We start from the raw sequence: 21,067 nt of genomic DNA on the forward strand, positions 1-21,067 counted from the left end.
TGCAGCGGATGCCGACGCCGCTGCCGCCGGCCGTCGCGCGCCCGCCGGCGCCCGCGGCCAGCGTTTCGAGCCCGTGCATTTCGTCGACGAGGCCCCCGTCGTCCAGCCCAGCCCGTGGACCCCGCAGCCGCTGCCCAAGCCCCTGCACCTGTCGCCGGGCTCGATCGCCCAGGCCGCGATGGCGTCGGTGGATGCCGCCGCCCAACTGCGCCAGGCCGCCGCCGAAGCCGAACTGCAGCGTCGCGCGCTGGCCATGGCCGAGGCGATCGCCCCGTCCGAGGTCACCCCGATCACCCGCCCGGTGGTCGCCCGTGGCACCGCCCCCGCCGCCAAGACCGCCCCGCAAGCGGCGCCGAGCCGGTTCGCCAAGATGGGCATCATCGGTGACACCGAACCCGGCATGACCGACCTTGACGCGGTGCTCCGCCGCCGCCGCGCCGTCGGCTGACGGTTCGAAAGCGCCGCACTCGCGTGATATTGTAAATACGCAGTCTGGGGCTATGGCGCAGTTGGTAGCGCGTCTCGTTCGCAATGAGAAGGTCAGGAGTTCGAATCTCCTTAGCTCCACCACTGAAACAGAAGGACCGCGGCCCCCGGGCTGCGGTCCTTCTGTGTTGGTGTCAACATCCGCGGCAGTGTGCCGCGCCGGTAGAATTGGGCACTGCCGGGACCGGCCGAGCCGCAGGGGCCCGGCGGTTCCTGTGTCTGAGACGACCGGAGACGACCATGACAGCCCAGCAGGACCAGCCGGCAACAGTGCCGCCCGCGGCCGTCGTCGAGGGTGTCTTCGAACTCGCCAGGGACGGTCGCACCGGCCCGCTGGGCGAGATGCTCGACGCCGGCGTGCCGTTGGACCTCGTCAACGGTCGCGGCGACAGCCTGCTGATTGTGGCCGCATACGGGCAGCACCGCGAGACCGTCCAGGAGCTGCTGCGCCGCGGTGCCGACACCGCCATCGTGAACGGCATGGGTCAGACGGCCCTGGCCTGCGCCGTGTTCCGGAACAACGAGCCGATCCTCGTCGACCTGCTGACAGCGGGCGCCGACCCGGATCTCGGCAGCCATTCGGGCATCCAGATCGCCGACCAGTTCGCACTGCCGCGGATGCGCGCGGTCATCGAAGCGCACACCGGCGCCTGACTCGGCCCCCACGCTCCCGCAACTCACCGCGCCCCTCGCCTGGGGAGGCGCCGCCGCTGTCGGTCGTCGTTGCTACCGTGACGGTCAACGACACGAGAGCGGAAGCCGGGCAACGGGATGAATGAGGAAGCGACACCGGCGGGAACCACCGTGCGGTTCCGCTGCGGGCACGGCGCGGATGCGGCCGAGGCGCGCGTCACCGTGCAGCGGCAGTGCCCGCTGTGCATGCTGCTCGCGGAGACCCGGCGCTCCCGGGACCAGCTGCTGCGCCGGGTGGCCCCGAACGGACGGGCCGCCCTGGCGCGGGAAACCCGCATCGGGGCAAGCTACGAGTGGATCTGCAGCCGCGGGCACTCCCGGTACCAGGCCAGCGTGCGGGAGACCCTGACCGGCCCTGGCTGCCCCAACTGCGCCCGGAATGCGCGGGCCCCGGCGGCCCGGTTCGAGGGCGGCGTGCCGTTCATGAAGCCCGGCCTGAAGACTCGCACCTCGCAGGCCGAACAGAGGCTGCGGATGCTGCTGGGTGATCGCATCGCTCTGCCGCACCGGGTGAACGCGATTCGGATCAACCGCACCTTCTACGGCAAGCCGGAGGTGTGGCCGGACATCATCATCCCCGCCGTCAAGGTCGCGATCGAGTACGACTCACCCGGCCGCGACAAGACCGCGCACCGCGGCCTCAAAGAGGTCTCCGACCGGGAGAAGGACGCGGCCCTGGAGGAGGTGGGCTGGGCGGTGATCCGGGTGCGTGCCGACGGCCTGGAGTCGCTCGGCCCGCACAGCATCGTCACGGCGGGGGTGACTGCCGCCCTCGTCGACGAGATCCTCACTATGGTCGCAGAGATCCGTGGGGCGGCGGCCGTGGCGGCGCTGCTGAACCGCGACCCGGGCGACTAGCCCAGACCGGTCTGGGCGGCCCAGTAGCCGTCGAGCTCCTCGATGAGGCGGGTGGTCTCTTGCGCCTCATTGGTCTTGGTCACCTCCAAGCGGTTCGACCCGGGGTCCGCCGTCACCGTGAAGTCAACGAAATCGCCGAGGACCGCGATTTTCGTACTCGTCGTCTTCCAGAGCCCCCCGGCGATGACGGCGTCAACGATCGCCCGCCCCGCCTCCTCGTCGTAATTCATCGGCTTGAAGTCCAAGGTGCCATGAGGCCGAGAGCCGAATGAGATCTGGTGGTCGGCGGCTCGTGCGGCGTTTGAGGCGAGGATGGATTCGGCGGTGGTGAACTGGGCAGCCAACGTGCCGTCACCGTTCAGGTAGACCGACACCTGGGCGTGACTGACCAGGGTCTCAGAGATGAACGAGGGGAGGGGTGTCGCTTCGATCATTGCCGCCACCGAGCGGAAGAGTGCGGGGTCGGAGACCTCGACGCTGAGCACCCAGTCCGTGCGGGAGTAAGAGGCCACTCCGGGGGTGGAGTCCAGCACGGTGAAAAAAGCGTCCATCTGGGGAGTCTCAGCGGTGATCGAGTAGGGAACGCCCTCTTCGGTAGCGACGCTGAACTCGATCGCCGAGTACTCCGGATTGGACGCCAAGAGCTGAACCTGGGCGACCATCGGGTCAACACTCGGTTCGTCAGTGACGGTCACCGCGAGTCTCGTGCACAGATCCAGCCTCAGTGAAGTGACCGCTGGATCACGAAGGAGCCTGTCGAATTCGGCGATCAGCGACTCAGAGGTATCGCACCGGTCAGAGTCCGTGCTGAGTGAGAAAGTGGTGTCGTGGTTGTCGTCCCCACTGTCAGACAGGACGCTGAGCGCGAAATCTTCGGTGCCCCCGTACTCCTGGAACATCGTCACGAGGTCGGCCTCCGGCCCCCACACCTGGCGGCCTGATCCATACGCGGACGCCGAGGACACCCGGCTGTCAGAGTACGCCGTGAGTGCAAAGTCGACCAGGGTGGCGGTTTCATCCCGCGTCCCCCCGATTTCGAAGCTCACCTTCCCGTACGTCAGGGTCATGCCCACCTCGTCGCCCCCGTGCGAGGACAGGTAGTCCGTCGCGGCCTCGCTCAGGTCACGAACCTGGGCGGGGGTGGCGGATTCACGGATGGTGCCCGCAACCTCCGGATCACACATCAGGGAGCACCCGGTCAGGGCCATCTCCGTGCTGTCGACGATCTGGCTCCTGCCGAGCCAACCCTCGGCCGCGATGCCCTGCGAGGAGCATCCGGTGAGGCCGGCGGCGGTGAGCGCCACCAGAGCGACCGTGGTTGTGAGTGTGGTGCGATTTCGAGTGCGGATGGAGCCCCCTTGTTCATGCGCGCGAGTCAACGGTATCGCCAGCGAGCGCAGTCCGCTGACACCCTTATGGGAAGTCAACCGAGTGGTTAGAGTGGCCGGAGAAGAGGCTCACGGTCGAGCGGGGGCGGCACGTGGGCACCCGGATCAAAGGAGCCCATTCGTGCTGCACACCGACATACCCACCCGAGACGACGTCGACACCCTCGCAACGGTGCGCAAACATCCGTGCGTCTCGATCTACCTCAGCACCAGCCCGCTGCCCCAGGAGTCCGAAAAGGCCAGGATGGAGCTGAAAAACCGGCTGACGGAGGCCGTACAACAGCTGCGCGATGCCGGCACCGACAAGGGACCCATCGAGGAACTGCAGGAAACCCTCGACGACCTCATCCAGGACTCGGATTTCTGGCGGTCACTGTCGTACAGCCTGGCGATCTTCGCCACCCCGGACAGCGTGCGGACCTTCCGGCTGCCAAACCGGCTCGGCGGGGCGCTGGAGGTCTCGGACCGGTTCTACCTCAAGCCGCTGCTGCGCGCGGTCACGTTCCCGCAGGCCGCTTTTGTGCTCGCCCTCGCGCAGAACTCCGTACGGTTGCTGGAGATCAGCGCGGAAAGCCCGGTCTACGCGGTTTCGGTGCCCGGGCTGCCCAGCGACGTCGCCGACGCGGTCGGCTTGCCCTCGATCAACGGCCGCACCCAGGACAGCCACATCATGGGCGGCCGCATCCAGGGCGCCGAAGGGCAGAAGGTGCGGATGCGCCAATACGCGCGGGCGATCGACCGGGCTCTGCGGCCGGTGCTCAGCGGCGTGGACCTGCCATTGATCCTCGCCGCCGCCGAACCCCTGGCCGGCATCTACCGCTCGGTGAACAGCTACCCCAACCTCACCGAGGCGATCATCCCCGGCAACCCCGAAGAGACCCCGGACGAGGAGCTGGGGCGGGCGGCGCGCGGCATCCTGGACGAGCTCTACGCGGCGGAGCTGGACGGACTCAAAGACCGCATGGCCCGCCGGGCCGCGCACGGCCGGGCCGTCACCGACCTCAGCGACGTGGCGCGAGCCGCCACCTACGGCGCGGTCGACACCCTGTTCGTGGACATCGACCAGAGCGTGCCGGGGCTGGTCGACGAGGAAACCGGGGCGGTCACCCTGAGCGCGGAGGACGACGCCATCACCTACGGTGTCGTCGACGAGATCCTGCGGCGGGCGCTGCTGTCGGGGGCGGAGATCTTCGCGGTGCGGGCCGATGACATGCCCGGCGGCGGTGCTGTCGCCGCGGGGGTGCGTTTCATGGTCTGACGCACACGAAACCGGTGCCGCCTGCAGGCAGGCGACACCGGTGAGGTTCGTGCGCCGGGCGCGTTGCGCCCGGCCGGAGACGAGTTAGCGCTTGCGGGCTTTTTCGGTCTCAGCGGACTTGAGCTGCTTGTCGGCGCGCTTTTCCTTCAGGGACTTGCCGGCGACCTTCTTGGTCGCATCCTTCTTGGGTGATTTGTCAGCCATGTGTACTCCTTCGACCTGAACCTGGGCGGCACGGATGTTCTGACCCTACGCGGGTTCGACACAAAGGGCATCTTGAGACGAGGGCGTGCCTGAACGCCGCCCCCGACACGGCCCGATTGGGGGCCTCTGCGGGGCCTGTGCCTTTGGAGGGTGTCGACGTAGGCTGTCTGCGATGAGGCTCCTCGTCGCTGGGACGAGAAGTCGTACGGAGAGCCGGGAGATCATGAGCGCACAGGAAACGTACAAAGCAGTGCTATTCGGTCCGAACGTGATCGGGTCCGGCACCGAGATTGAACTGCATTTCGCCAACGGGGGATACCAGGACGTGGTGGTGCTCGAAGCCGTCGAAAACGGCCAGACGATCACCCGCACCTACCGCAAGGGCCGGGAGACCGAGGAACCCATCCCGTACCGATTCGTCGACGAAGACGTGTCTGATGAGACCGCGGTGGGGGATGTGCCCAACTAGCCGTTCGGACCTGCACACCGGGGGCAGCGCGGGAAGCGCTGCCGCCGGTGTGCAGGGCTAGATGCGGGCGCCCGGCTTGGAGCTGCGGCTCAGCCGCACGGGCAGTGCCATCAGCGGACCCACGAAACGACGTTGCAGGCTGCGGCCGGGGCCCCACACGTACTGCACGATCAGCTGAGCCAGGATGGCGCTGGCCGCCAGGGCGACCGCGATCGCACCGGCGGTGAGCAGGTTGAGCAGCCCGTTGATATCGCCGTCGGCCATCTGCAGCAGCCCGCGGAACAACGCCAGGCCCGGCACCAGGGGAACCAGGGCGCAGACGACGATCACCAGGGGAGGGGTGCGCACGAGGCGTGCGCCGACGGCCGCCAGGAGCCCGGCACCCATCGCCGCCGCGCCGGAGGACCAGACCAGGCCGAACCCGGCATTGCTGGCGGCCAGGTAAACCGCCTCGGCCACGGCGCCGAGCAGGCAGACGACCCAGAACGCCCGCCACGGCACCTGGGTACCCAGGGCGAAGCCCGCCACGATGACCACCGCGGCGACCAACTGGATTGCCACGACACCCAGGGAGGCGGGCACATCCGCGCTGATCCCCAGGTCGAGCCCGAACCGGGCCAGGACCAGCGAGGAGCCGGCCACACCGGCGACCAGACCACCGGTGATGAGGAGGGCCTCGATGAGCCGCGCCGTGCCGGTGAGGTAGAACCCCGACAGGGTGTCGTGCACCGCGCCGAAGGTGGTCACCCCGGCCAGGAGCATGATGATGGTGGCGACCACGACGAGGGACGGACTGGCGCCGGGATCGATCAGGGGCACGATTGCGGCGAAGATCGGACCGATGGCCCCGCCGACGACGGTTTGGTAGAACAACGGCACCCGCCGTTTGTCGAGCGCGGTGGTGAGGAAGTCGATCACGAATCCGGCGACGAACGCGGCAATGATCACGACCGGGCTGCCACCGAAGAGCGCGGCGGCGCCGGCGCCGACGAGGCTCCAGCCGATCCGACGGTACAGCAGCGTCACCTGCGGCTTCGACGAGACGATCGTGGCCAGGCGTTTGCGGGCCTCCGGCACATCCGTGGGCTCTTCGATCAGGTCGGCGATGAGCTCCGACGTGGCGGTGAGCTTGGCGTAGTTGAGGGTGCGGTACTTGACGTCACGGCTGCGGGAGATGGATTCGTGGGTGGACTGGTCTTCGTGGGTGAGCGTGATGATCGTGTGGGTGATGTTCGCCTCGGTGCCGCGCAGCCCGTACGCGCGAGTCAGCGCGAGCATGGCCGCCGTGGCGTCTTCCGCTCCGGCGCCGGAGGCGAAGATCACCTCGGCCAGCCGCATGGTGAGGTCGAGCACCGACCGGGTGTACGCGGCGATGTCGATGACCGGGACCGCGACGGTGGAGGTGCTCGGCGCATCCTCGTAGGCGCGCACGGCGGCGATGCCCGTGGCATCGGCGCGCAGGATCGGGATGCTGGTGGTGACCGGGCGGGGGGTGGTGGGGTGCGGCGCCCGGTAGGGCTGCTTGGGGATGGGTGCGGTCGTCGCGGCGACGGGCACCGGTTTGGTGTTCGTGGGGGGAGAGGAGGGGGGCACGGCAGTCAACTGGACAACTTCAACACTTCGAGGATCGGTGATGCGGGGAGGGAACGTGCGCGGCTGCTCAGTCATCGAGCGGGCCGAGCCAGGCGGTGGCAACGGTGGCGTGGGCGGAATCGGCGGTGGAGGGGTGGAACAGCCCGGCCAGCACGTCCCGGTACAGCCGGCCGAGTTCGTCGCCGGTGAAGTAGCTGGCGCCGCCGTTCACCCGCAGCATCAGGTCCACGACCTCCTTGGCGCTCTCCACACTGCGGTGCTTGAGGCCGGCCAGCCTGGCGAACCAGAACGGGCCGTGGTCGACGAGGGTGTCGACGTCGCGGGCCAGCGTCTGAATCTGCGGGTATAGGGCATCCAGCAGCAGGGCCGCCTCGGCGATGCGGCGGCGGACGTCCGGATCCTGCGCGAGAGCTCGACCGTCGTTCTTGGCCGAGCGGCGCCGTTTCGCGGCCGCAACCCCGAGTTCCAGCGCCCGCTGGGCGATGCCGGTGTACACGCTGGAGAGCAGAATCTCGAAGGTGGCGAAGATACCGAAAATCAGCGGGTCGTTGACCGGTCCGGGCGGGAGGGTGCGCACCACCCGGTCGGCAGGGGCGGAGGCCCCGTCCAGCAGGGTGGTCTGGCTCTGGCTGCCGCGCATGCCGAGGGTGTCCCAGTCGTCCTTCCGGGTGATGCCGGGGTCGGCGCGGTCGAGGAACGCCCACACGATCAGCGGCCGGGCCGGATCGGAGCTGTCCAGGCCCATGGTGCCCAGCTGGGTCCAGACCGGGGAGAGGGAGGTGAAGATTTTGGTGCCGGTGAACCTGTAGCCACCGCCTTGCTGCGGTGCGGCATCCGTCGACGAGCCGAACAGCACCAGGTCGTTGCCGGGTTCGCTGACCCCGAAGCCGAAGATCGCGCCCTGCGCGGCCTCGGTGAGGACGAACTCGAGGGCGGTGTCGCCCCTGTCGTGCATGGCCTTGGCGACACCGGTCCAGACCAGGTGCATGTTCACCGCGAGGGCGGTGGCCGGGGCGTGCGCGGCCAGCCGGGACTGCTCGGCAGCCAGCTGCGGCAGGGTGAGGCCCAGGCCGCCGAAGCGGGTGGGCACCAGGGCACGCAGGTAGCCGGCGGCGGCGAGTTCGGCGACGTCGTCGAACGGGAAGGTGTTGGCGGCGTCGTGCGCTGCGGCACGGGAGCGGATGCGGCCGAGGAGGGCGTCGTCGAGCACCGCGCCGGAGGCGGGGGAGGTCGGTGCGGGGCGGGAAGATTCGGTCACACCTGCAAGCCTACGTAGCCTTTTCCTTTCGCGTGGCCAGACGCACGATGAGAAACACGATCCCGCCGGCCACCGCCAGGATGGCGAGCCAGGGCAGGGCGAATCCGACGCCGACGAGGAGGGCGCCGAGCGCCGTCACCAGGGTGTTCCAGCCGGCCACGACGCCGGTCCAGAAATTATCGGGGGCGCCGGGGGCGACGGTGCCGGTGGAGTACAGCTCGAGGCCGATGGTGGAGTACTCGATCTGGTCGGTGAGGTAGTCGCGCTGGGACTGCATGCCCTCCAGCTCGGCCTGGCGGGATGAGAGTTCGCTCTCGATGGCGATCAGGTCGGTGGTGGTCGTCGCCTGCGACATGAGGGCCAGCAGCCTGTCGACGGAGGTGCGCAGCGCCGTGATCCGGGCGTCCAGATCCTGGCTCTGCTGGGTGACGTCGGAGGAATTCAGGGACACGTAGTTCACGGTGCCGAGGGCCCGGAGCGCGTCGAGGGTGCGGTCGAGGTCGCCGACGGGGATGCGCAGCGACAGGTTCGCGCTGGCGGACTGGTTCTCCGTTTCGGGGGTTTCGGTGCGGCTGTCGACGCGGCCGCCGGCCTCTTCGACGATCATCGCGGCGTTCTCGGCCGACCGGATCGGGTCGGCCACGGTGAGCGACACCGATCCCGTCGTGATCACCGAGCGATCGGCGGTGGTGGCCTCGCCCGCGGCATCCTCCGCGACATCCCCTGCGACGACCTCGCCCGGCGCGGGCAGCTGGCCGGGTACGGTGCCGGAATCCATCGACTCGGAGCGGTAGCCGGAGTCGCTGGCGCTCTGCGAACCGAGGGAGGTGCAGCCGGCCAGGAGCAACCCGATGATGGCCAGGCCGCCGGTCACGCCGACCCATGTTCTCAGGCGGCGGGGCCGCCGTGCCTGGACGCCCTGCGCCACACCCTGGGTCTCCGTGCTGTTGCTCATGGGCCAACTGTAGGGTCGGGCCGTATCCGCTATCTGGATGGTTTCTGGGAGTCGGATCACAATCGAGTCTCGACCTTGGGCCGCGTCGTACGCTCGAAGTGGCGCCGGTTTCTGCGGCGCCGTTGTACGAAAAGACTGTTCAGTTCTCGCTCTAGGAGGAACCATGGGATTCGCAGACGACGCCAAAGACGCCCTCGCGGCCACCGGCCAGAAGATTGGACGCGCGGCGGAAGACACCAAGGGGCGCGTCTCAGACAAGCTCGACGAAGCCAAGGCCGACGCCGAGGTGAAGAAGGCCGAGGCCGAGGTCAAGCACGCCGAGGCCGAGCGGGACTCCACCAAGGCCAAGAACGACTACAAGGAAGGCCTGCGCTAGCCGCGGCCGCCGGGGGCGGCGCCGTGGCCGCGGGCCGCGGACGCTGGGCGGCGCTGACGGATGCGCTCCGTCGGCGCCGCGCTCCGCACCTGTTCATCCAGACGGACACCGGCACCGGACCCGTCGTGATCCTGGTGCACGGCATCGCGTCCACCGCGGTGACCTTCCGCAAAGTCGTGCCGATGCTGGCCCCCGGGCACCGGGTCATCGCCGTGGACATCCTCGGCCACGGCGCCTCGCCGGCACCGCCGGACTGCGAGTACACCCTCGACGACCATGTCGCGGCGCTCGCCGCGACCATCCGGGCGCTGAACCTGCGGGAGCCCTTCGTGCTGGTCGGGCATTCGCTCGGCAGCTTGATCGCCACCCGGTACGCCGCCGAGCACCGCTGGTACACCCGACCAGGCCTGCGGGTCTCCCGCCTGGTGCTCGTCGGGCCGCCGATTTATCTCTCGCCCGCCGACATCGGCGACCCGTGGGTGCGCGCCAGGGTCACCGCGTACCTCCGCGCCTACGAGTTCCTGCGGTCGAACAAGGACTTCACCCTCGCCAACGCGGCGGTGCTCGGCCGGCTGCTGCCCAAGGGCATCCTGGAACTCACCGAGGACACCTGGACCCCGTTCGTGAAGTCGCTGGAGCACTGCATCGAATCGCAGACCATGGTGAGCGACATCGCCGGCCTGCGCATCCCCGTCGACCTGATCTACGGAGCGCTGGACGCCTTCGTGGCGCCGGGCAGCCTGCGGGTGGTGGAGCGGATGCGGCACGTCACCACCCACCGCGTGGAGGCCAACGATCACATCGTGCGCCGCCGCATCGCGAAGGTGCTGGTGAGGGTGATCGACGGTTTCGGTGCACCCGCGGCGGAACCGGCAGCAACCAGAGTGACGCGCTGACCTGCGGCCTCCCGGCAACGCCGAAGCGCGTGGTTAGGCTTGACATATGGATACACGAACACTGGGCAGAACCGGCCGTACCGTCTCCGTCATCGGACTGGGCACCTGGCAGCTGGGCGCCGACTGGGGCGACGTCACCGAGGCCGACGCCACCGCCGTGCTCGCCGCCTCCGTTGAGGCCGGCGTCACCTTCTTCGACACCGCGGACGTCTATGGCGACGGCCGGAGCGAGCAGATCATCGGGCACTTCCTCGAGCACGGCGCCCCCGGCGTTGACATCACCGTGGCCACCAAGATGGGCCGTCGGGCCGAGCAGCTGCCGGAGAACTACGTGCTCGCGAACTTCCGCGAGTGGACCGAGCGGTCCCGCCGAAACCTCGGCACCGAGACCCTCGACCTGGTGCAGCTGCACTGTCCGCCGAGCGCGGTCGTCGAATCCGGCGAGGTTTACGACGCCCTGGACACCCTCGTCGACGAGGGCGTGATCGCCAACTACGGCGTGAGCGTGGAAACCTGCGAGCAGGCGCTCGCAGCCATCGCCCGGCCCGGCATCGCCACCGTGCAGATCATCCTCAACGCGTTCAGGCTCAAGCCTCTCGACGAGGTTGTGCCGGCCGCCCGCGCCGCCGGGGTGGGCATCATCGCCCGGGTGCCGCTGGCCAGCGGGCTGCTCACCGGCAAGTACACCCGGGAGACCACCTTCGCCGAGAACGACCACCGCAACTACAACCGCGACGGCAGCGCCTTCGACGTGGGCGAGACCTTCTCCGGCGTCGACTACGAGACCGGCCTGATCGCCGCGACCGAGTTCGCCGCGCTGGTGCCGGAGGGCCTCACGCCCGCTCAGGCCGCGCTGGCCTGGGTGGCGCAGATCGACGGGGTGTCCTCGGTGATCCCCGGTGCCCGGTCGGTGGCGCAGGCGCAGGGCAATGCGGCCGCCGGCGCCGTGCCGCAGCTGCCCGACGAGTTCATGGTCGGCGTGCAGTCCATCTACGACCGCCTCCTTCGCGAGTCCATCCACGAGCGCTGGTAGGTCCCGTCTGCGAACTGTGAGCTAAGCACCTTCCCACGCGCTGGGAGGGTGCTTTTCTCACAGTTCGCGGGCTTAGCCGAGGTCGTCGGGGTCTTTGCCGGTGCGTTCGCCCGCGTCCAGGGCCGCGATGGTGGCGTGGTCGGCGGCATCCAGGGTGAAATCGAAGACGTCGAGGTTCTCGCGGATGCGCGACGGGGTCACCGATTTGGGGATCACCACGTCGCCGAGGTCGAGGTGCCAGCGCAGCACCACCTGCGCGGCGGACTTGCCGTGCCTGGCGCCGATGGCGTCGAGGGTGTTGTTGCCGATCGCGCGACCGCGGGCCAACGGCGACCAGTCTTCGGTGAGGATGCCGTGCGCGGCGTTGTACGCGCGCACCTCGGTCTGCTGCAGCCACGGATGCAGCTCCACCTGATTGACGGCCGGCACGATGTCGGTCTCGGCCAACAATCGGTCCAGGTGGTGGGTGTGGAAGTTCGACACCCCGATCGAGCGGGCGCGACCGTCGGCCTTGATCGTCTCCAGGGCGCGGTAGGTGTCGACGTAGCGGTCCTGCCGCGGCGCCGGCCAGTGGATCAGGTACAGGTCGACGTAGTCCAGGCCGAGCTTGGCCAGGCTTTCATCGAACGCGCGCAGGGTCTCGTCGTAGCCGTGCCGGTCGTTCCAGACCTTGGTGGTGACGAAGACCTCGGCGCGGGGGAGGGCGGCGCGGGCCAGTCCCTCGCCGACGCCGCGTTCGTTCTCGTACAACGCCGCGGTGTCGACGTGCCGGTATCCCGCTTCCAATGCGATCTGCACGGTGCCCGCCGCGAGGGCATCCGGGATCTTGTAGACCCCGAGCCCGAGTTGGGGGATGGTGTGGCCGTCGTTCAGCAGAAGCGTGTGGTCCATGCCTTTCATTAAACCCCGTGGCCCGCCCGGCCCGCCCCTCGCGAATTGTGAGCCGAGCCTCGAAAGTCTCGGAAACGTGGTGCTGGCTCACGGTTCGCGGGCCGGCGAGGCCTAGTCTCGGGGGATGGAACCCGCACTGCACGGTAGGACGGCGCTCGTGACCGGGGTGTCGCGGCGCAAGGGCATCGGCTACGCGGTGGCGGTGCGGCTTGCCGAGCTGGGCGCCAGCGTCTTCGTGCAACACTTCGCCCCGCACGACGACGCGCAGCCCTGGGGTGGTGATGACCTCGACGCGGTGCGGGCCGGTATCCGTTCGGCGCTGACCGAGGGCGCCGTGTTCGGTGACGTGAGCGCCGACCTGGCCGAGCCGGATGCCGCGACGCTGGTCATGCGCGCGGCCGTCGGCCTCACCGGGCGGGTCGACATCCTCGTGGCCAACCACGCCCGCAGCGGCGGCGACGGCTCCATCTTCGATATGACCGCCGCGATGCTCGACGGGCACTGGCAGGTCAACGCTCGCTCCACGCTGCTGCTCACCCGTGCCTTCGCCGAGCAGTTCGGCCTCGCGGCCCGCCCGGATGCGGCCGGCTCGGATGCGGCCGGCCCGGTCGGTGCGGTGCAGACGCCGCGGCGTCCCGGCGAACGCGGCGATCCGGCCGCCGCCGCCATCGACGAGTTCGCCACGGGGCGGGTGATCTGGCTGACCTCCGGTCAGATCCACGGGCCGATGCCAGGCGAAGTCGCGTACGCGGCCAGCAAGGCGGTTCTGGCCGGGCTCACTCCCACCGTGGCCAGCGAGCTGCTGGACCGCGGCATCCTGCTCAACACCGTCAATCCCGGTCCGGTGAACACCGGCTATCTCGATCCGGAGACCACCGACCGTCCCCTGGACGGCATGCTCGAGTACCTGCGCACCCTCCCGTTCGGCCGGTTCGGCGAGCCAACCGATCCCGCCCGCCTGATCGCGTGGTTGTGCACCACGGAGGCCCGCTGGCTGGTCGGCCAGGTTCTCACCAGCGATGGCGGTTTCAGCCTCGCGAACTGAGACAAAAGCCCCAGGAACTCGAGTTTTTAGGGCTCAAATCACAGTTCGCGAGGGAGGGAGATGGAGTCAGGAAACCTGGATGCTGATCGGTTCGGTGTCGGGGATCGGGCTCGCGTCGCGTCCGCGCAGGTCAGGGTGCCAGCGGCGGCCGAGCGCGGGGATGATCGTACCCAGCGCCGCGAACCCGGCGGCCACGTAGATGGCCGCAGCCGCCCCGGAGTGGTCGATCGCGAACCCGGCCAGGGCCGAGCCGAGTGCCGCGCCGATGAGCTGGCCGGTGCCGATCCAGCCGTACGCCTCGGCGGTGTCGCTGAACTTCACGCTCGCCGAGACGATGCCGAACAGCACCGCGAACGCGGGCGCGATGCCGATGCCGGCCAGGACGAGGGCCCCGGAGAGCCACCAGAAGTTCATCCACAGGCTGGCCAGGGCCAGGCCGCAGGTGACGATGAGCATCCGCGATGCCAGCGCCCACGGTCCGATCGGCAGGTGGCCCAGGGCGAGACCGCCGATGAGCGACCCGATGGCGAAGATGCCGAGCACCCAGCCGGCGTTGGCGCTGCCGTGGCCGAAAACGGCCACCACCCCCGCCTCCAGGGCGGAGCAGGCCGCGAGGAGCATGAAGCCGACGATGGTGCTCAGCAGCACCGCCGGCTTCTTGAGCACAACGCCGAGCTTGCGCCGGCTGCGGGGGATGCGCACCCGTCCGACCTCGGGCAGGACCACGAACCAGATGCCTCCGGCCACGAGGAAGAACGCGGCCAGCAGGATGCCCGCTGTGCTGCTGACCTGGATGGACACGAAGGTGGCGATGACGGGGCCGAGCACCCAGATGATCTCCTGCGCGGAAGCGTCCAGGGAGAACAGCGGCGTGAGCTGGCGGGAGTTGACCACCTTGGGATAGATGGTGCGCACGGCGGGTTGGATGGGTGGCATCGACAGCCCGGCGATGAAGCCGACGATCATCAGCCCCACCACGGGCAGTGGCACCAGGGCCATCGTGACGATCGCGGCGGTGCAGATCACCATGGTGGTGATCAGGACCGGGCGCATGCCCAGGCGGCCCATCAGCCGGGACGTGAGCGGGCCGGCGATGCCCTGGCCGATGCTCATGGCGGCCAGAACCAGGCCGGCGGCGGCGTAGGAGTCGAAGAGTTTTTCGATGTGGATGAGGAACGCTAGCGAGAGCATCCCGAACGGGAATCGGGCGGTGAGCTGGGCTGCGATGAGTCGGGCCACGCCGGGGGTTTTCAGAAGGGTCCAGTAGCTGCTCACAACCGTCTAGTCTATGGCCGAGGCGAGCTTCCCAGCGCAGCGGGGGTACCCGCCCGGCTAACGTGAACGGGTGCACACATTGATTTCGGCGGCCGATCTGGCTGCGTTCCTCGTCGTCGGCCCGGCTCCACGCATCCTCGACGTGCGGTGGAAGCTCGGCGGCCCTCCAGGCCGTGCCGAGTTCCGCCGTGGGCACCTGCCCGGCGCCGTGTACGTGGACCTGGACTCCGAGTTGGCGGGACACGGCGAGCCGGCCGACGGCCGGCATCCGCTGCCCGCACCGGCCGACCTGCAGGCCGCCGCGCGCGGCTGGGGTCTGAACGACGGCGACACCGTCGTGGTGTACGACGACCTGGGCAACATGTCGGCCGCCCGCGCCTGGTGGCTGCTGCGCCACGCCGGGGTGCGTGACGTGCGTCTGCTCGACGGCGGCCTGGCCGCCTGGCGCGCCGCCGGGCTACCGGTGGTGGAGGGGGAGGAGCCGGTGCCGGCCGGTTCGGTGACACTGACCCTCGGCGCCCTGCCCGTGCTCGACGCCGATGCCGCGGCCGCGCTCGCGCAGGACGGCGTGCTGCTGGACGCCCGGGCCGCCGAACGCTACCGGGGCGACATCGAACCGATCGACCCGCGCGCCGGCCACATCCCGGGCGCGGTGAGCGCTCCGACGGGCGCCAACCTGGATGCTGAGGGGCGGTTTCTGCCGGCGGCGGAGCTGCGGGCCCGGTTCGAGGCGCTCGGGGTGCCCGGCCGGGAGGCTGGCGGTGGACCGGAGACGCCCGGCTACGACGTGGGCGTGTACTGCGGCTCCGGCGTGACGGCCGCGCACGAGGCGGTGGCGCTCACCCTCGCCGGGTTCACCCCGGCGCTCTACCCCGGCTCCTGGTCGCAGTGGTCGAACCTGCCCGGCCGGCCGGTTGCGACCGGGGACGCGCCCGGTGAGGCATCCGCCCGCGGGTAGATCCCTCTCGCCGGTTCGGCAGCGTCGCGGCCCGGTTTGGTCCTGGCGGCCCGCAGTACCTCCGGCGGCACGTGTTACACCGCGTGCCGCCGGGGCTCACGCGTGCCGCCGGCGCAGGCGCGTGCCGCGAGGGCTAGCGCATGCCGCCGGTGCTGGCGCGTGCCGCGAGGGCTGGCGCGTGCCGGGGCTGTCCCGCCGCGCGGCTAGGCGATCTGGGTCGCGGTACCGCTCACCACGATGCCGCCGGCGACGGGCACGTCCACGAGCAGCAGGCTCGGCCGGTTCACGTGCCGGCCCTGGTGGATGACCACCCGCGCCGGCGGTATCACCAGCCCGAGCTCGCGCAGGTAGCCGCCCACCGCGGCGGCGGCCGAGCCGGTGGCCGGGTCTTCGCTGAGAGTGCCGACCGGGAACAGGTTGCGTGCCTCGAACTCGCCGACGCCCAGAACCGACAGGGTGGTGACGGTGCCCGCCCAGCCCTGGGCATCCATCAGACGGCGCATGGCCGCCGGGTCGAAGGTGAAGGCGTCGAACCCGGCCTGATCGGCGAAGACCAGCACCGGATGCCAGTTGCCCGCGAAGGCCTGCAACGGCGGGTACTCCGGGTGCAGCGCCGCAACCGAGACGCCGAGCAGCCCGAGTAGTTCGGTCAGCACCTCGGGCGCGATGGCCCGCACGTCGGGCTCAACGCTGGTGAAGGATGCGGACAGGCCGGCATCCGTGGTGCGGGTCTCGATGATGATGGTGCCGACGCTGGTGTCGAACGTGAACGGGCCGACACCGTCCCGGCCGGCCAGCGCCACGGCCGTGGCGATGGTGGCGTGCCCGCAGAACGGCACCTCGGCGACGGGGGAGAAGTAGCGCAGCCGGCTTCTGCGCGGATCACTGTCCACCCCCGGCACCGTGATGAACGCGGTTTCGGCGTAGCCGACCTCGGCGGCGGCGGCCTGCATCGCCGCGTCGTCGAGGCCGCTCGCGTCGAGCACGATGCCGGCTGGATTTCCCCCGACCGCCGCATCGGTGAGGGTCGGATCGGTGAAGGCGGCGAAACGCAGCACGGGCACGGTCATGGGTTCATACTGCCAGCGCCGGTGACTGCTCAGGTCGAGGCTGTCATACTTAGGTAATGCTTACCTCAGCGGCTCCGGGGACGGGCGCGCCCGCCCGCGGCTCGGTCGTGCCCGCGGCCGGGAACGAGCTGCGGGTGCCCCGCCGCCGTCAGCTCGTCGGACTGGGCATTGCCGTGCTCCTGTTGGCACTCGCCGTGGCCGCCTCCCTGGTGGTGGGCAGCCGGTCGATCCCGCTGGGCACCGTGCTCGAGGCGCTGCTGCGCCCCGACCTCGGCATCACCGACCACACCGTGGTGCTCGACCTGCGGGTGCCACGCACCGCCATCGGCCTGCTCGCCGGCCTCGCACTGGGCCTGGCCGGCGCCCTCATGCAGGGCATCACCCGCAACCCGCTCGCCGACCCCGGTCTGCTCGGCGTCAACGCCGGCGCCTCGCTCTTCGTCGTCGCCGGAATCGCCTGGTTCGGCGTCACCTCGGCGCTCGGCTACGTCTGGTTCGCCTTCGCCGGCGCGTTCGTGGCCGCCGTGATCGTCTACGTGGTCGGCTCGCTCGGCCGCGAGGGCGCCACCCCGGTCAAACTCGCGCTGGCCGGCACCGCGCTCACAGCCTCACTCACCTCGCTGATCACCATCGTGCTGCTCAGCGACCCGGCCGCCTTCGACAAGTACCGGTTCTGGTCGGCCGGCTCCCTCGTGGCCCGCGACCTCGGCTCCACCCTGCAGTTGGCCCCGTTCATCGGCCTCGGGGTGCTGCTCTGCCTGCTGGCCGGGCGGATGCTCAACGCGCTCGCCCTGGGCGACGACCTGGCCCGCGGGCTCGGCCAGAACCTCGTGGCGGCCCGCATCGTCTGCGCCGTCGCCGTGGTGCTGCTTTGCGGCTCCGCCACCGCCATGGCCGGACCGATCGTGTTCGTGGGCCTGGCCGTGCCGCACATCGCCCGCCGTTTCACCGGCCCGGACTACCGCTGGATCCTGCTCTACTCCGCGGTGCTCGGCCCGGTGCTGTTGCTAGCCGCCGATGTTCTCGGCCGGGTCATCGCCCGGCCCGGCGAGATCGAGGCCGGCCTGGTGGTCGCGTTCCTCGGCGCCCCGATGCTCATCGCCCTGGTGCGCCGCGTGAAGCTGGCCGGCCTGTGAGCGCCACCGTGACGACATCCACCCGGGCCGTAGCGGATGCCGCCCCGCTCGCGCTGGCCCGCACCCTGCGGCACCGCCGGGAACGCCGCATCGTGCTGGTCCTGGCCGTGCTGGTACTGCTGGTCGCCGCGATGAGCCTGATGGTGGGCGCATACAACCTCAGCGTGCCCGACCTGCTGCGCACCCTGGTGGGTCAGGGGTCCAGCAGCGAGAACTTCATAGTGTTCAAGCTGCGGCTGCCTCGGCTGACCCTGGCGGTCCTCGTCGGCGTGGCCTTCGCGATCTCCGGCGGGCTGTTCCAGACGGTTCTGCGCAACCCCCTGGCCAGCCCCGACATCATCGGCGTCACCGGTGGTGCCAGCGCCGCGGCCGTGTTCGGCATGCTCGTGCTGGGCCTGGGCAGTGTCGCCACCTCGTTCATGGCCTTCGCCGGCGCCATGGTCGTGGCCGCCGCCATCTACCTGCTCGCCTGGCGCGGCGGCGTCGTCGGCTACAGGTTCGTGCTCATCGGTGTGGGCGTCGCATTCATGGTGCAGGGCCTGCTCGGCTACCTGCTCTCCCGAGCCGACCTCCGCAACGCGCAGGACGCCCTCACCTGGCTGGTCGGCAGCGTCAGCGGCGCCCGCTGGTCCGAGATCGCGGTCCTCGCCGGGTTCCTGGCCGTGCTGCTGCCGGCCATCGGGCTGCTCGCCGGGCGGATGCGGATGCTGCAGCTGGGCGACGACACCGCCAGCAGCCTCGGCGTGCGCGCCGAACGCTCCCGGCTGGCCCTGCTCGTAACGGCCGTGGCCCTCGCGGCCCTCGCCACCGCGTTCGTGGGTCCGCTCGCGTTCATCGCCTTCGTCTCGGCACCCATCGCCCGACGCGTCGTCGGCACCGGCAGTCTGGCCCTGCTACCGGCGGCCCTGATCGGCGTGCTGATCACCACCGTCGCGGACTTCACCGCCCAGCACCTGCTGCCGGGGTCACTCGAACTGCCGGCCGGCATCATCACCGGCGCGATCGGCGCCCCCTACCTGCTCTGGCTGCTCGCCACCCAGAACCGAATCGGAAAGGGCGCCTGATGCCCCAGCCCACCGGCCAGACCACCGCTCAGCCCGCCGCCGAGTCCGCCGCATCCGCTCGCCACGCCCTCACCGCCACCGGCCTCAGCCTCGGCTACGACGGCACCCGCATCGTCGACAACCTCGACCTCGCCATCGAACCCGGCGCGATCACCGTGATCGTCGGCGCCAACGCGTCCGGCAAGTCCACGCTGCTGCGCGGCCTCGCCCGGCTGCTGCCGCCGCAGGCCGGCACCGTCACCCTCGACGGCCGGAACATCGCCGGCCTGCCCAGCCGTCAGGTCGCCACCGTCGTGGGCCTGCTGCCCCAGCAGCCCATCGCCCCGGAGGGCATCGGCGTGGCCGACCTCGTCGGCCGCGGCCGGTACCCGCACCAGGGCTGGTTCCGGCACTGGTCGAGCACCGACGACGCCATCGTCGCCCAGGCCATGGCCGCCACCCAGACCCTCGAGCTGGCCTCCCGGCGCATGGAGGAACTCTCCGGCGGCCAGCGTCAACGCGTCTGGATCGCCATGGCGCTCGCGCAGAAACCCGACATCCTGCTGCTGGACGAACCCACCACCTTCCTCGACGTCACCCACCAGGTGGAGGTGCTCGACCTGCTGCACGAGCTCAACCACGAGCAGGGCACCACGGTGGTGATGGTGCTGCACGATCTGAACCTGGCCGCCCGATACGCCGACAGGCTTGTCGTCATGCGGCACGGGCGCATCATCGCCGAGGGCCCCCCGGCCGAGGTGCTCACCGAGGCGGTCGTGCTCGAGGCTTTCGGGCTCACCGCCCGCGTCATCGCCGACCCGGTCTGCGGCTCACCCCTGGTCGTGCCCATCGGACGGTTCCACGGAAGCCCCTGACCCGCTATATTAGGTGAGGCTACCCTAAACATCGGCGGTCGTTTCCGCCCCTCAGAACCGGAGTTACCTGTGCCCAGACGTCTGACCACCGTGCTCGCCGCCACCGCGGCCATCGCCGCCCTCACGCTCAGCGGATGCTCCGCCTCCGACTCCGACGGCGACGCCGGCTCGGATGCCGCGGCCGGCGGCGCGTTCCCCGTCACCATCGAGCACGCCTTCGGTGAGACCACCATCGACGCCGAGCCCACCCGGGTGGTCACCTGGGGCTGGGGCAGCGCCGACGACGCCATCGCCCTCGGCGTCGTGCCCGTCGCCATCCCCTTCCAGGCCTACGGCGGCGACGAGAACGGTGTGCTGCCGTGGATCGCGGAAGCCCTGGACGAGCAGGGCGCAGACGTGCCCACCGTGCTCTCCGACTCCACCGAACCCCCCTACGAGGAGATCGCGGCCGCCGCGCCCGACGTGATCCTCGCCGCGTACTCCGGTGTCACCGAGGAGCAGTACGAACTGCTCAGCGACATCGCCCCCGTCGTGGCCTACCCCGACGAGCCCTGGTCCACCGACTGGCGCGAGCTGATCGAGATCACCGGCACGGCCCTGGGCAAGTCCGACGAGGCCACCACCCTGCTCGCCGACATCGACGACACGATCGCCGAGAAGGCCGCGGCGCATCCGGAGTTCGACGGCAAGACCGTCGCCCTGACCTCCGACACCGCCGGCGTGTTCTACGTCTACACGGATGCTGACCCGCGCGTGACCTTCGCCACCGAGCTTGGCTTTGAGAGCGCCCCCAGCGTCGCCGAACTCGCCAATGGCGAGTCCGACTTCTTCTACACGATCAGCTACGAGCAGCTCGACAAGCTCACCAGCGACGTGATCGTCAACTTCGCCGCCACCCAGGAGGAATCCGACGCGTTCCTGAACGCCGGCTACGCGCAGGTCATGCCGCAGGTGCAGAACAATGCAGTGGCGTCGCCGGTCGGCGCGGCCTTCGTCGCCTCGGTCTCCCCGCCCACCGGTCTCTCGCTCACCTGGGGCATCGACGACTACGTCGCGCAGCTCTCGGTGGCCGCGTTGGCCGCCGACGCCGCGAAGTAATCGCGGCCTGAAGCGAGGGCGACCGGGAGCGAGGGCAGCCTGGAGCACGGGCTGCCCTGAGCACGGTAACCTTGACATGCCTCCGTTTCGACTGATTTCGAAGCCGAGATCGTACGAGCCGTACCCCAGCGCAGGGGTGTTTCAGGTTCACTCCAGTCGTACAATCCGCGGAGCGCTCAGTCGACTCGATCCTGTGAAGCGTCGAGACC

20 protein-coding genes, 1 tRNA gene and 1 pseudogene are annotated in these 21,067 nt (G+C 70.0%); 15 read left to right on the plus strand and 7 right to left on the minus strand.

Annotated elements, in window-relative coordinates; translation table 11 throughout:
* The 4 genes and pseudogenes from E3O57_RS18745 to E3O57_RS13960 all read left to right on the plus strand — a co-directional run.
* Window positions 1-448, plus strand: a pseudogene (locus E3O57_RS18745) (hypothetical protein); the annotation flags it as partial.
* A gap of 46 nt (window positions 449-494) precedes the next feature.
* A tRNA-Ala gene (locus tag E3O57_RS13950) sits at window positions 495-570 on the plus strand.
* A 156-nt stretch (window positions 571-726) separates the two neighbouring features.
* Window positions 727-1,140, plus strand: a complete 414-nt coding sequence (locus E3O57_RS13955) for an ankyrin repeat domain-containing protein (RefSeq protein ID WP_103478576.1) — start codon at window positions 727-729, stop codon at window positions 1,138-1,140.
* A 117-nt stretch (window positions 1,141-1,257) separates the two neighbouring features.
* Window positions 1,258-2,037, plus strand: a complete 780-nt coding sequence (locus E3O57_RS13960) for a hypothetical protein (RefSeq protein WP_103478577.1) — start codon at window positions 1,258-1,260, stop codon at window positions 2,035-2,037.
* Here E3O57_RS13960 and E3O57_RS13965 read toward each other — a convergent pair.
* Complete coding sequence (locus E3O57_RS13965) at window positions 2,034-3,341, minus strand: hypothetical protein (protein ID WP_103478578.1); 1,308 nt, start codon at window positions 3,339-3,341, stop codon at window positions 2,034-2,036. The two genes, E3O57_RS13960 and E3O57_RS13965, sit on opposite strands and share 4 nt — an antisense overlap.
* 205 nt (window positions 3,342-3,546) lie before the next feature.
* Between E3O57_RS13965 and E3O57_RS13970 the strand changes: the two genes are divergently transcribed.
* Window positions 3,547-4,683 carry a hypothetical protein gene (locus E3O57_RS13970; RefSeq protein WP_103461831.1) on the plus strand — a complete coding sequence of 379 codons (1,137 nt, stop codon included), beginning with the start codon at window positions 3,547-3,549 and terminating at the stop codon, window positions 4,681-4,683.
* Window positions 4,684-5,110: 427 nt separating this feature from the next.
* Window positions 5,111-5,356: a hypothetical protein gene (locus E3O57_RS13975; protein ID WP_133159699.1), complete on the plus strand. Its 246-nt coding sequence runs from the start codon at window positions 5,111-5,113 to the stop codon at window positions 5,354-5,356.
* A 57-nt stretch (window positions 5,357-5,413) separates the two neighbouring features.
* Here E3O57_RS13975 and E3O57_RS13980 read toward each other — a convergent pair whose 3' ends face one another.
* The 3 genes from E3O57_RS13980 to E3O57_RS13990 form a co-directional block, all read right to left on the minus strand.
* Window positions 5,414-6,949 carry a threonine/serine exporter ThrE family protein gene (locus E3O57_RS13980; RefSeq protein WP_133160357.1) on the minus strand — a complete coding sequence of 512 codons (1,536 nt, stop codon included), beginning with the start codon at window positions 6,947-6,949 and terminating at the stop codon, window positions 5,414-5,416.
* Between the two features lie 67 nt (window positions 6,950-7,016).
* Window positions 7,017-8,207, minus strand: coding sequence for an acyl-CoA dehydrogenase family protein (locus E3O57_RS13985; protein WP_103478580.1), 1,191 nt, complete (start codon window positions 8,205-8,207; stop codon window positions 7,017-7,019).
* Window positions 8,208-8,217: 10 nt separating this feature from the next.
* On the minus strand, window positions 8,218-9,162 hold the full coding sequence (locus E3O57_RS13990; RefSeq protein WP_165787857.1) for a DUF4349 domain-containing protein: 945 nt from the start codon (window positions 9,160-9,162) through the stop codon (window positions 8,218-8,220).
* 163 nt (window positions 9,163-9,325) lie between these two features.
* Between E3O57_RS13990 and E3O57_RS13995 the strand changes: the two genes are divergently transcribed.
* Genes E3O57_RS13995 through E3O57_RS14005 form a run of 3 tightly spaced genes read left to right on the plus strand, consistent with a single transcriptional unit; the run spans window position 9,326 to window position 11,467 of the window.
* Window positions 9,326-9,538 (plus strand): hypothetical protein, encoded by a 213-nt coding sequence (locus tag E3O57_RS13995; RefSeq protein ID WP_103478582.1) that lies wholly within the window; start codon window positions 9,326-9,328, stop codon window positions 9,536-9,538.
* 23 nt (window positions 9,539-9,561) lie between these two features.
* Window positions 9,562-10,434 carry an alpha/beta fold hydrolase gene (locus E3O57_RS14000; RefSeq protein ID WP_198416843.1) on the plus strand — a complete coding sequence of 291 codons (873 nt, stop codon included), beginning with the start codon at window positions 9,562-9,564 and terminating at the stop codon, window positions 10,432-10,434.
* A gap of 46 nt (window positions 10,435-10,480) precedes the next feature.
* Entirely contained in the window at window positions 10,481-11,467 is a 987-nt protein-coding gene (locus E3O57_RS14005; protein WP_103461828.1) for an aldo/keto reductase, read from the plus strand.
* Window positions 11,468-11,539: 72 nt separating this feature from the next.
* On the opposite strand, the gene E3O57_RS14010 is transcribed toward E3O57_RS14005, so the two are convergent.
* On the minus strand, window positions 11,540-12,358 hold the full coding sequence (locus tag E3O57_RS14010) for an aldo/keto reductase (RefSeq protein WP_174776346.1): 819 nt from the start codon (window positions 12,356-12,358) through the stop codon (window positions 11,540-11,542).
* A 124-nt stretch (window positions 12,359-12,482) separates the two neighbouring features.
* On the opposite strand from E3O57_RS14010, the gene E3O57_RS14015 reads away from it, so the two are divergent.
* Window positions 12,483-13,403 carry an SDR family oxidoreductase gene (locus tag E3O57_RS14015; RefSeq protein ID WP_103478584.1) on the plus strand — a complete coding sequence of 307 codons (921 nt, stop codon included), beginning with the start codon at window positions 12,483-12,485 and terminating at the stop codon, window positions 13,401-13,403.
* A gap of 66 nt (window positions 13,404-13,469) precedes the next feature.
* On the opposite strand, the gene E3O57_RS14020 is transcribed toward E3O57_RS14015, so the two are convergent.
* The gene (locus tag E3O57_RS14020; RefSeq protein ID WP_088456982.1) at window positions 13,470-14,678 is read right to left on the minus strand and encodes an MFS transporter; all 1,209 of its coding nucleotides are present in this window, start codon (window positions 14,676-14,678) and stop codon (window positions 13,470-13,472) included.
* Between the two features lie 70 nt (window positions 14,679-14,748).
* On the opposite strand from E3O57_RS14020, the gene E3O57_RS14025 reads away from it, so the two are divergent.
* The gene (locus E3O57_RS14025; RefSeq protein ID WP_103478585.1) at window positions 14,749-15,636 is read left to right on the plus strand and encodes a sulfurtransferase; all 888 of its coding nucleotides are present in this window, start codon (window positions 14,749-14,751) and stop codon (window positions 15,634-15,636) included.
* A gap of 203 nt (window positions 15,637-15,839) precedes the next feature.
* On the opposite strand, the gene E3O57_RS14030 is transcribed toward E3O57_RS14025, so the two are convergent.
* Complete coding sequence (locus tag E3O57_RS14030) at window positions 15,840-16,706, minus strand: PhzF family phenazine biosynthesis protein (RefSeq protein WP_103478586.1); 867 nt, start codon at window positions 16,704-16,706, stop codon at window positions 15,840-15,842.
* Window positions 16,707-16,762: 56 nt separating this feature from the next.
* On the opposite strand from E3O57_RS14030, the gene E3O57_RS14035 reads away from it, so the two are divergent.
* The 4 genes from E3O57_RS14035 to E3O57_RS14050 all read left to right on the plus strand — a co-directional run bounded on the left by E3O57_RS14035 (window position 16,763) and on the right by E3O57_RS14050 (window position 20,858).
* Window positions 16,763-17,842: an iron ABC transporter permease gene (locus tag E3O57_RS14035; RefSeq protein WP_103478587.1), complete on the plus strand. Its 1,080-nt coding sequence runs from the start codon at window positions 16,763-16,765 to the stop codon at window positions 17,840-17,842.
* On the plus strand, window positions 17,839-18,906 hold the full coding sequence (locus E3O57_RS14040; RefSeq protein ID WP_241990425.1) for an iron chelate uptake ABC transporter family permease subunit: 1,068 nt from the start codon (window positions 17,839-17,841) through the stop codon (window positions 18,904-18,906). The genes E3O57_RS14035 and E3O57_RS14040 overlap by 4 nt, the downstream gene beginning before the upstream one ends.
* Window positions 18,906-19,760: an ABC transporter ATP-binding protein gene (locus E3O57_RS14045; protein WP_103478588.1), complete on the plus strand. Its 855-nt coding sequence runs from the start codon at window positions 18,906-18,908 to the stop codon at window positions 19,758-19,760. Before E3O57_RS14040 ends, E3O57_RS14045 begins: the two co-directional genes overlap by 1 nt.
* A 69-nt stretch (window positions 19,761-19,829) precedes the next feature.
* Window positions 19,830-20,858, plus strand: coding sequence for an iron-siderophore ABC transporter substrate-binding protein (locus E3O57_RS14050; protein ID WP_103461821.1), 1,029 nt, complete (start codon window positions 19,830-19,832; stop codon window positions 20,856-20,858).
* Window positions 20,859-21,067: the final 209 nt, after the last annotated feature.

The organism is Cryobacterium sp. TMN-39-2 (genome assembly GCF_004402745.1).
Taxonomy (GTDB): Bacteria; Actinomycetota; Actinomycetes; order Actinomycetales; family Microbacteriaceae; genus Cryobacterium; species Cryobacterium zongtaii.